The sequence below is a fragment of the Streptomyces sp. NPDC014734 genome, assembly GCF_043083325.1.
GTDB lineage: Bacteria > Actinomycetota > Actinomycetes > Streptomycetales > Streptomycetaceae > Streptomyces.
This window is the reverse complement of the sequence record NZ_JBIBYN010000011.1, coordinates 287108-296514: the sequence shown is the minus strand read 5'-3', so window position 1 is coordinate 296514 and position 9407 is coordinate 287108. Positions and strand designations below refer to the sequence as shown.

Annotated in this window: 10 protein-coding genes; 5 read left to right on the top strand and 5 right to left on the bottom strand. The window is 72.1% G+C overall.

The genetic code is table 11. The features are described from left to right. Window positions 1-425: 425 nt before the first annotated feature. On the bottom strand, window positions 426-1601 hold the full coding sequence (locus ACF1CT_RS20040; RefSeq protein ID WP_391785224.1) for an AI-2E family transporter: 1176 nt from the start codon (window positions 1599-1601) through the stop codon (window positions 426-428). A 260-nt stretch (window positions 1602-1861) separates the two neighbouring features. On the opposite strand from ACF1CT_RS20040, the gene ACF1CT_RS20035 reads away from it, so the two are divergent. Further along, window positions 1862-2017 (top strand): DUF6131 family protein, encoded by a 156-nt coding sequence (locus ACF1CT_RS20035; protein ID WP_391785214.1) that lies wholly within the window; start codon window positions 1862-1864, stop codon window positions 2015-2017. Between the two features lie 306 nt (window positions 2018-2323). Here the strand turns inward: ACF1CT_RS20035 and ACF1CT_RS20030 are convergent, their stop codons facing one another. Together ACF1CT_RS20030 and ACF1CT_RS20025 are read right to left on the bottom strand one after the other, a co-directional pair. Then, window positions 2324-3376 carry a polyprenyl synthetase family protein gene (locus ACF1CT_RS20030; RefSeq protein WP_391785213.1) on the bottom strand — a complete coding sequence of 351 codons (1053 nt, stop codon included), beginning with the start codon at window positions 3374-3376 and terminating at the stop codon, window positions 2324-2326. Beyond that, window positions 3373-4431, bottom strand: coding sequence for a tetratricopeptide repeat protein (locus ACF1CT_RS20025; protein ID WP_391785223.1), 1059 nt, complete (start codon window positions 4429-4431; stop codon window positions 3373-3375). Before ACF1CT_RS20025 ends, ACF1CT_RS20030 begins: the two co-directional genes overlap by 4 nt. 350 nt (window positions 4432-4781) lie before the next feature. On the opposite strand from ACF1CT_RS20025, the gene ACF1CT_RS20020 reads away from it, so the two are divergent. The 4 genes from ACF1CT_RS20020 to ACF1CT_RS20005 all read left to right on the top strand — a co-directional run bounded on the left by ACF1CT_RS20020 (window position 4782) and on the right by ACF1CT_RS20005 (window position 7537). Next, window positions 4782-5243, top strand: coding sequence for a hypothetical protein (locus ACF1CT_RS20020; protein WP_391785212.1), 462 nt, complete (start codon window positions 4782-4784; stop codon window positions 5241-5243). Window positions 5244-5421: 178 nt separating this feature from the next. After that, a complete protein-coding gene (locus ACF1CT_RS20015; protein ID WP_391785211.1) occupies window positions 5422-5613 on the top strand; it encodes a DUF6381 family protein in 192 nt (63 codons plus the stop codon). A gap of 176 nt (window positions 5614-5789) precedes the next feature. Further along, entirely contained in the window at window positions 5790-6830 is a 1041-nt protein-coding gene (locus ACF1CT_RS20010) for an MsnO8 family LLM class oxidoreductase (RefSeq protein ID WP_391785210.1), read from the top strand. A 197-nt stretch (window positions 6831-7027) separates the two neighbouring features. Continuing rightward, a complete protein-coding gene (locus ACF1CT_RS20005) occupies window positions 7028-7537 on the top strand; it encodes a DUF664 domain-containing protein (protein ID WP_391785209.1) in 510 nt (169 codons plus the stop codon). 114 nt (window positions 7538-7651) lie between these two features. On the opposite strand, the gene ACF1CT_RS20000 is transcribed toward ACF1CT_RS20005, so the two are convergent. Together ACF1CT_RS20000 and ACF1CT_RS19995 are read right to left on the bottom strand one after the other, a co-directional pair. Continuing rightward, window positions 7652-8458, bottom strand: a complete 807-nt coding sequence (locus ACF1CT_RS20000; protein ID WP_391785208.1) for an SAM-dependent methyltransferase — start codon at window positions 8456-8458, stop codon at window positions 7652-7654. Window positions 8459-8661: 203 nt separating this feature from the next. Continuing rightward, entirely contained in the window at window positions 8662-9228 is a 567-nt protein-coding gene (locus ACF1CT_RS19995; protein WP_391785207.1) for a DUF4291 domain-containing protein, read from the bottom strand. Window positions 9229-9407 lie beyond the last annotated feature (179 nt).

The following is a 9407-nucleotide window of genomic DNA, read 5'->3' as shown; positions in this document are numbered from 1 at the left end:
GCCCCGTGAACGACTCCACCCACACACGTTCAGCCCTCAACACCCCATCCATACAACGGAGATGCCCAGATCACGGCCTTCTGCAACACCCTTTAAGGGCTGTTCCGCAATCCCCGGCGGGCGCGCGACGACGGCTACGGCACCTCGCGGCGTTGCCGGAACATCCGCATGCATCCGGTAGGCGCATGTCCCTCCGCCATGCGATGCACCGCATCCGACGCCGCGCACCGTTCCACCGCGGATCACGGGGCAGCCCTTGGCGCGGCGACCGGAAAGGTTCAGCGGCTCGCCTCACCCACGACGGGCAGCGGCGCCGCACACCGTCCCACATCGTGCCTCATGTGACGTACGTGCCGGGATGCCGGGCTGCCGCCGGGAGGGGGCACACGCGCCGGAGGGCGGCGCGTTCGGCCGGTGCACGGCTGTCACCCCTTCACCCGGGCGGACTCGCGCGCCCGGCGCAGCGCCCGATGGGACGACCAGAGGACGGACACGAGGGGGACCGCCACCACGGCGCCCAGTACCCCCGCCGCGATGGCGCCCGCGATCACCGCGACCGCGACCACGACGGGATGGAGCCGGACCGCCCAGCTCATCACGAGGGGGTGGAGGAGATGGCCCTCGATCTGTCCGATCACCACGATCAGCGCGATGACGACGGCCGCCACGACGGGGCCCTTGGCCGCCAGGGCCACCACGGCGGCGACCGCGAGCGCGATCGGTGAGCCGATCAGCGGAACGAACGCGGCGAAGAACTCCAGCAGCGCCAGCGGAAGAGCCAGGGGGACGCCGAGCGCGAACAGGGCCAGCCCGACGAGTACGGCGTTCGTCGCCGCCACCAGGACGATGCCGTGGGTGTACCCGGTGAAGGTCCGCCACGCCGCACGGCCCACGGTCTCCACCCGGCTCCGGGTCGCCTCGGGAAGCTGCGCGCAGAACCAGTCCCAGTGCCGGTCCCCCGAGTGGATGAAGAAGACCGCGCAGAACAGGGCGAGAGCGAGGACCGTCACCACTTCGACGAGCCGGCCCACGCCGCTGACGGCCGTACTGATGAGCGCGGAGCGGTGGCTGGAGAGGAACTCGCCCATACGGGACTGGAGATCGTCGAGCGCATGCGGATTCAGATGGAACGGCGACGTCTCCAGCCACCGCTTGATCCTGCCGATGCCGTCACCGAACTCCCGCTCCAGTCCGGCACGTTCTCCGGCGACCGTTTCACCGACGAGGCTCAGGACGCCGAGCACCAGCACGATGCTGCCGACCAGTGCGGCGGCGACGGCGAGCGACCGCGGCACCAGACGGGCGAAGAGGTCGGCGACGGGACGCAGCATCGCCGTGCCGACCAGACCGAGGAAGACGGCCGCCGCCACCTCGTGGAACGTTCCCAACGCCGAGAACAGGGCGTACACCACGGCTCCCACGACGAGGATGCGCCAGGCGTGGTCGGCGGCCGTCCGCAGTGTGGGGTTCACCCGGGACTCGTGCCGGACGGCGGACCGGGCCCGGTGCGTGCCCGGGCTCCGCGGCGCGGGGCGGCGTGATCCGCGCGGTGTTCGACGCGGCACGGCACGGGCCCGCGCGCGTCGCGCCTCGGGCGGCATACCGGGGTCCGCGCGGTCGGGCTGCGGATGCGATGGGCTGGGCATTCCCCGCTGGTACCAGCACCGGCCCCCTCGTCCGCGCCTTCCGCGACGACATGCGCGGGAAGTCACCCCACGGGCGGAGCCCGACCGCTTCGGCCTCCCGCCGCGGCGGGGGCGGTGCGCGGGCCGGCGGTCATCGTCTCGGTGCCACGGGTTCCCCAGTACCTGGCGACAGAGGCGGGCGCATACTGGAGTGAGACGTGCGAGGGGAGAAATCCATGATCATCCTAGGCGTCATTCTTCTGATCCTCGGCCTGGTGACGGGCATCGCGATCCTCTGGACGATTGGCATCGTGCTGGTGGCGATCGGACTCGTCCTCTGGGTCCTGGGTGCCGTGGGACACGCGGTGGGCGGCCGACGGCACTACTGGTAGACCCCCTTCACCGCGCGGCCCCCACGTGCCGACGCGGCCTCGACCGGTTCCGGGATCAGCGGGCGGACACGGGTCCGCAGCCCTGCCCGCCGCCCTCACGCCTCCCTTCCCGGCGCGGCCTCCGCACGGCGCGTGGCGGGAGGCCGCGACCTCTTGAACCGGAGTCCCGACGGGGGAACTGCATCGGCCGAGGTGCCCGCGCGGCGGCCCCGGTACGCGCGACATCGGGCGTACGCCCTTCCCGGCGCGGTCACTGCCGCGCCGGGAAGGGCGGGAAGCCGGGAAGGCGCCCGGGGTGTGCCGGAATCACTCCGCGCGTTCGACGAGGAAGGGCAGCAGCGCGAGGATCTCGTCACGCGCGGCCGGGGCCAGCGCAACCCCTTCCAGGCCGCGGCGGGCGCTGTCCAGGTGCCGTTGGGCCTCGGCCAGGGCCGCGGCCCGCCCGCCGGCCTCCTCGACGAGTCCGGCGGCCCGCCGCGCGGCGGCGGCGTCGAGCGGGTCGCCGGTGCCGAGCAGGGCGGCCAGCCGTCCGGCGGCCGGACCCTCCGCGGCCAGGGCCGCCAGCACCGGATACGTCTTCTTCAACCGGCGCAGGTCACTGTGGACGGGCTTGCCCGTGACCTCCGGATCCCCCCATATCCCGAGGAGGTCGTCCACGGCCTGGAAAGCCACTCCGAGATGGCGCCCGGCGGCGGTGAGGGCGTCGACGGTCGTGGGCGGGGCGCCGGCGAGGACACCGCCCAGCCCGGCGGCGCAACCGAGCAGCGCGCCGGTCTTGTGCTCGGCCATCCACCGGTACTCGTGCGGACGCACGGCCTTCGGACCGGTCCAGGGCCGGTTCTCGAACAACAGGTCCTCCGCCTGGCCGCGCACCAGGTCGGTCAGTGCGGCGCCGAGATGCCGCACCGCCGACGCGCTGTGCGCGCCGGGCGCGTCGGCCAGGGTCCGGACGGCCAGCGCGAACAACGCGTCCCCGGCCAGGATCGCCGGGCCGGTTCCGTACACCTTCCAGACGGTGGCGCGCTGCCTGCGGGTCTCGTCACCGTCCATGATGTCGTCGTGGAGGAGCGAGAAGACATGGATCAGCTCGACGGCGACCGCACCGACCACGGCGTCCTCGGCGGGACCGCCCGCCGCCTCGGCCGAGAGCAGGGTCAGGGCCTGACGGATCCCCTTGCCCTGCGAGCCCTGGGCGGGACTGCCGTCGGGGGCACCCCAACCGAGCGAGAAGGCGGACATCTCCGCGTGCCACGGGTGCAGTTGCTGCACGGCCCGCACGAGTGCCGGGCGGACCAGGTCGCGACAGCGGGCGAGCACCTGCGGCGCGGTGGACCGTTGGGTCACGGACGGTGGTGTCATCGCCGCCCGCTTCCCTCGTCCGCCGTGCCGACCCCTGCCACGTCGAGTTCGACGTACGCCTTCTCCACCATCTCGCGTGCGTTGAGCAGACCGATCCGGTCCAGGGTGCGGCGCAGCTCGTCGAGATCGGCGGCCGTCTCGTCCCGGTCGCGGCCGAGCCGTGCGAGCGACTTGACCAGGCCGAGCCGGGCCAGGGCCTCGCCCCGGGGTTCCGTCATGGCGCGGAACTCGGCGAGCGCCTCCTCGTAGCCCCGGCGTGCCTCCTCGTACCGGCGGGCGCGGAAGAACACATTGGCGCGCATCTTGTGGTTGTACGCCAGGGCACTGGACAACTTCATCTCACGGCAGGTGAGTTCGGCTTCCGAGAGCAGGGCGAGGGCCCGTTCCGGGTCGTCCCGCAGGGAGATGATGTCGGCCATGCCGCGCAGTGCCCACGCCCGGCCCCGCCGGTCGTCCGCGTTCCCGGCAAGCTCGGCCGCCTCCTCGAACATGGCCAGCGCGCTGTCCAGTGACCCGGTGTTGCGATGGATCTGGGCGATGCCCTCCAGGGCCCACACGGTGTGACGCGCCTCGCCGCGGGCGCGCGCCTCGGCGAGCAACTGCTCGTGCAGGGCGGCGACGGTCCGGTAGTCGCCCTGTATTCGGCCGGTCTCCGCGAGTCCGGCGAGGGAGTAGCCGCGGGCGACGATGTCCCCGCCGCGCTTGCCCATGTCGGCGGCGAGCTCCAACAGGCGGAAGGCGAGCCTGAGTCGGCCACGCTGTCGGGAGAGCGTCCCGCCGCTCCACAGCGCCCACGCCATCGCCCCCTGGTCGCCCGCCGAACGGGCGGCCCGGTAGCTGGCCTTCCACGCCCGGTCTGCCTCCTCGACGTTGCCGAGCCTGCGGTGCGCCTCGGCGACCGCGAGTCCGCACCGGGCAACTTCCTGCTGCGATCCGGCGAGCTCCGCCTCCCGCAAGTGCCGTACGCCTTCCGCCAGCACGTCCGTGAGTGAGGAGTTCACCGACATCTTGGTGAGGGCGCCTTGGTACTCGGGCGCCAGTGCCTTGCTGTGCATGGGAGCCTTTCGCGCGGCCGGGCCGCCCAGCGACGGATCAGCTATACGCACGATGTATACATTCCATGCATAGCTGTCCGGTGGTCGCACCCGGGCACTCGTGGGGGTCGGACGGGGGTGTCACCGGCGGTGAACCGCCTTGTTGTGGATCAAGACGGCGGTCGGGCGTCCGAGGTTGCTCCGCGACCAACAGAAGTCGAACATCGATGGATGCGTGCCCGACCGCTCGTTCGCGCCGGGCCCGGACGGGGTGCGTTGCGCACCCGACCCGGACTCCCCGCGGAGCGGTGGCGGTCTCGTCTGGCTAAGCTCGACGAGGGGCCCGGGCACCAGACTCGACGGAGGCTCCGATGACAACGACCTGCGAACTGCGCGATGTGGCCCCTCGCCTCGCGACCGGTGCGTTCATCCTGAATTCCGGTCTGGGCAAGCTGAAGGCGGACGAGGAGACCGCGCGCGGCGTGCACGACATGGCCTGTGTCGCGTATCCGTTCCTGAAGGGGATCGAGCCCCGCAGGTTCACCCGGATGCTCGCCTGCTCGGAGATCGCGGTCGGCGGGGCCCTGCTCGCCCCCTTCGTACCGACCCGACTGGCCGGATTGGCGCTGACGGGGTTCTCCGGCGGCCTGCTCGGCCTCTACCTGCGAGTGCCGGGGATGCGCGAGCCCGGCAGCCTGCGGCCCACGCAGAACGGGATCCCGTTGGCCAAGGACTCCTGGATGCTGGGGATCGGGCTCGGATTCCTGAGCGCGGGCGTCCGCCGGTCGGGCACCCGCGGAGCGCGTTGCCCGTGGCACCGTTGCCGCGGCTGAGCCGTCGCGTCGGCCGTTTCGGACCGACGGGGGCGAGCGCGGACGAAGGGCGCCGGTGCTGTCGGCCGTCCCTCCGTTCCGTCCGGCGTCACAGTGGGTGAGCACCCGGGAATGCGGTCCCCGCACAGACCTGGTTTTGTGGCGGAGGCGGCTCCACCCACAGATCCAAGGAGTGATCATGAGCGAGTCCGATGAATACCGTGGTCGGGTGAGGGAAATGCGCGCCAAGGCGAAGGATCTCGCGGAGGCGGCCGAGCGCACCACCGATCCCAAGGAACGTCAGCGGCTGAAGGACAAGGCCCGCAGGATCGAGGCGGAGAGCGACCAGGTCAGCGGCATGGCGAGCGGGGACATCTATCCCATGGAGTGAACCGTCGTCCGAGGCGGTGGCCCGACGGCCGCCGTCCGGTTCGGGCACCGCCGGTCCCCGCGCGGAGGGGGACGCGTGACCCCGACGGCACGGCTCCCGAGCGCCCCTGCCCGGGGCCGCGCCGACCGGGTGACGGGCCCGGGAATCCACGGGGGCGGCGGACGTTGCACAAGGGTGTGAGCTCCGTGATCGCATCCACCAGGTTTTCCGTCCTCGACCGTTCCCGTGTCCGCGAGGGGCACGACGGCCCCGAGGCGCTCCGTGACACGGTCCGCCTGGCCCGGCGGGCCGAAGCGCTCGGCTACCACCGGTTCTGGGTGTCCGAGCACCACGGCGTGCCGGGTGTCGCCGGTTCGGCGCCGACCGTGCTGGCGGCGGCCGTCGCCGCGGCGACGACCACCATCCGGGTCGGAACGGGCGGTGTGATGCTCCCCAACCACCGGCCATTCGTGGTGGCCGAGCAGTTCGGGGTGCTGGAGTCGCTGTTTCCCGGCCGGATCGACATGGGCCTCGGGCGGTCGGTGGGTTTCACCGGCGGCGTGCGAGGGGCGCTGGGACGGGACAGGACGGCCGCGGAGGACTTCGGCGGACAGCTCACCGAACTGCTCGGCTGGCTGGACGGTACGCAGCACGCCCACCCGGGGGTGCGCGCCCACCCCGCCGAGGGCCTGCGCATTCCCCCGTTCGTGCTGGCCACCGGCGAGGGGGCCGGGATCGCCGCGACGGCCGGGCTGCCGTTGGTGGTCGGGGACCTGCGGGGCCGGGAGAAGCTGCGGCGGGCCGTCGAGGGCTACCGTCGGGAATTCCGCCCCTCGTCCTGGTCGCCGGAGCCCTATGTCGTCGTGTCGGGCACGGTCGCGATCGCGGCGAGTGCGCACGAGGCCCGGCGCCTGCTGATACCGGAGGCCTGGTCGCTGGCGTATTCCCGGATCCACGGTGTGTTCCCGCCGCTCGCCCCCGCCGAACGGGTCGAGGCGCTGACGATGACCGGGAGAGAACGCGCCCTCTACGAGGAGGGCATGCGCGGTCACATCCGGGGGACCGAGGAGGAGGTGGCCGCGGAACTCGCAACGGTCATCGAGGAGACCGGGGCGGACGAGGTGCTGGTCACCACCAGTACCCATGACCGCGCGGCCGGGATGGACTCATTGCGCCGACTGGCCCGCGTCGCGCAACTGCCCACCGGCCGGGGCGCGCCGGGCGGCGGACCGGAATGACCGCGGGGGGTGGCGTACGCGGGCGGACCGCCGCCCCGCCGTGTCCGGTCCGGGCCGGGGCCCCGGAACCACCCGGGGTTCGTGGGCCGCGGCGATGGCGGCCCGGGCCGGTTCCGGCGCCGTTCCGCCGTCCGCAACGGCGCGGTCGGCGCGTGTCGTTGACCGGGTGGCGGCGCGGCAGCGGCCAGGGTGAGGACATGAACAGCGCTGACCTTTTGACGGATGCGTTCGGCCGGATCCGGGAGACGGTGCACTCGGCGGTCGAGGGCCTGTCGCAGGCCGACCTGCACGCCCGGCTCGACGACGGGGCGAACACGATCGCCTGGCTCGTGTGGCACCTCACCCGGATCCAGGACGACCACGTCTCCGATGCCGCCGGCACCGAGCAGATCTGGTTCACCCAGGACTGGGCCTCCCGCTTCGACCTGCCCTTCGAGAAGTCCGCCACCGGATACGGGCACAGCGCCTCGGAGGTCGCCGCCGTGCGCGTGGGCTCGCCCGACCTGCTGCTCGGTTACCACGACGCCGTTCACGAACGGACCCTGGAGTTCGTCAGCGGGCTCGACGGCAGGGCGCTGAACCGCGTCGTCGACGAGGCGTGGTCGCCGCCGGTCACCCTCGGGGTCCGGCTGATCAGCGTCATCTCGGACGACCTGCAGCACGCGGGACAGGCGGAGTTCGTCCGGGGCTCGCTCGCCCGGCGCTGACGCCGCCCCGCGGAACGGGCCGTCGGGGCGCCCACGGCGCTTCTGGCCCGCCCCCGCGGCTCCCCGGTGCCGAAGTGGTGCCGCCGCACGGTCCGGCACCGGGGAACGGGTGTCTCACACCTTGAGCCCGACGCCGCTCACCGCGTGCCCCTGCAGTGTTTGCGCGGGACTCTGCCCGGGGTCGGGACGCCAGGCCGCCGTCCTCACGACGCCCGGCTCCACCAGTTCCAGGCCGTGGAAGTAGTCGGCGATCCGCTCGGGGCTGCGCAGGTGGTACGAACTCGCCGAGTTCGCGTTGTACGAGGCCACGGCATGGTTCAGCGAGTCGCTGGTGTTCGTGCCGTCGCTGAGGGCGAGATAGCTCCCCGCCGGGAGGGCCGCCACCAGCCGGTCCACCAGGGCCCACGGGTCGTCCTCGTCGGGGAGCTGTCCCATGATCCCCAGCATGGTCAGTCCGACCGGACGGCTGAAGTCCAGCGTCTTCGCCGCCTCGGCGAGGATCGTGTCGGTGTCCCTCACATCGGCGTCGATGTAGGCGCACGCGCCCTCGGGAGTGCTGGTGAGCAGGGCGCGGGCGTGGGCCAGGACGAGAGGGTCGTTGTCGACGTACACGATCCTGGATTCCGGTGCCGCCCGCTGGGCCACCTCGTGCGTGTTGTTCGCCGTCGGCAGGCCGGTTCCTATGTCGAGGAACTGACGGATGCCCGCTTCCGCGGCGAGGAAGTGCACCGCGCGGGCGAGGAAGGCCCGTTGGAGGCGGGCGATGGCGGCGAAGTCCGGGAATGCCTTGAGGATCACGTCGCCCATCTGGTGGTCGACGGCGTAGTTGTCCTTGCCGCCCAGAAGGTAGTTCCAGACACGGGCCGAATGGGGCCGGTCCGTCTGGATCCTGTCGGCCGGCGACTGCGGTGAGGTACTCATGGCCAGATCTTCACATATGCCATACGAATGTGCCCCGATCGAGGTGCCGAATCTTCACCACGACCGGTGAACCGCTGCGGGAGCATGGCCGATTCACCGGAACCGGTCCCTGACCGACCCTCAGAACCGTGGGCGCGGACATCACTGACACGTGTGATCGCGCGCATCCGCACCAGCCGGGCGGAACGGCCCGTGGCCGGGACTCAGCCGTCGACGCGCAGCCGTTTCGCGAGGGCGGGCGGAACCGGGTAGACCCGCTCCGGCGGCAGCAACCGCTGGGCCTGCGCCGCCCGTCCGCTCTGTCTCAACGCCGCTGTTTTGCGCACCTGTGCCGTGATGTCGGTGAGGTCGACGACCCAGTCCTCGGCGAAGGTACGGATCAGTCCGCGTCCGATGCCCACCTGGATGCTGTAGTGGTTGAGCGCGGCCCCCCGCAACGAGCGTTCCGGATCCCACTGCACGTGGACGGGCGCCTGCGCCACGGCTGCCGGATCGGCGGTCGTCAGCACCGCCGAGGACAGCGCCTCCTCCCATCCGGAACGGGTGACGCGTACCGCGAGGACGCGTTCCTGCCCGGACTTCTGGCCCCAGTTGCTGCGGTGCATGAGCCACAGGAACGAGGGCTTGATCCACGTCATCCGGTGGAACGAGAACGGCGGCACGAAGCGTCCGGCCCGCAGGCACGGATCGGCGATCGCGGGCGAATACGCCTGGTAGACCACGATCGTGCGGGCGTCGTACTGGGCGCGTATCACGTACTGGGGAGTCACCGACGCATCCTGCCCGGACGGCGCGGCCACTGGCAAAGGGATATCGATCCGGGGAGCCCGTTCGTCGCGGCGGGGTCCGTCGCACCCTCGCGAGCCGTTCACTTCCCCGTGTCCCCGCGTTCGTCTTCGTCGCGGCGCACCATCGGCGAGGCGGTTTTTCGTGCGCCGCGACCACTCGC

Coding starts and splice junctions, on each gene's coding strand:
- ACF1CT_RS20035 (WP_391785214.1), top strand. CDS start 1,862: ATGATCATCCTAGGCGTCATTCTTCTGATCCTCGGCCTGGTGACGGGC.
- ACF1CT_RS20015 (WP_391785211.1), top strand. CDS start 5,422: ATGAGCGAGTCCGATGAATACCGTGGTCGGGTGAGGGAAATGCGCGCC.
- ACF1CT_RS20000 (WP_391785208.1), bottom strand. CDS start 8,458: ATGAGTACCTCACCGCAGTCGCCGGCCGACAGGATCCAGACGGACCGG.
- ACF1CT_RS20040 (WP_391785224.1), bottom strand. CDS start 1,601: ATGCCGCCCGAGGCGCGACGCGCGCGGGCCCGTGCCGTGCCGCGTCGA.
- ACF1CT_RS20020 (WP_391785212.1), top strand. CDS start 4,782: ATGACAACGACCTGCGAACTGCGCGATGTGGCCCCTCGCCTCGCGACC.
- ACF1CT_RS20025 (WP_391785223.1), bottom strand. CDS start 4,431: ATGCACAGCAAGGCACTGGCGCCCGAGTACCAAGGCGCCCTCACCAAG.
- ACF1CT_RS20005 (WP_391785209.1), top strand. CDS start 7,028: ATGAACAGCGCTGACCTTTTGACGGATGCGTTCGGCCGGATCCGGGAG.
- ACF1CT_RS20030 (WP_391785213.1), bottom strand. CDS start 3,376: ATGACACCACCGTCCGTGACCCAACGGTCCACCGCGCCGCAGGTGCTC.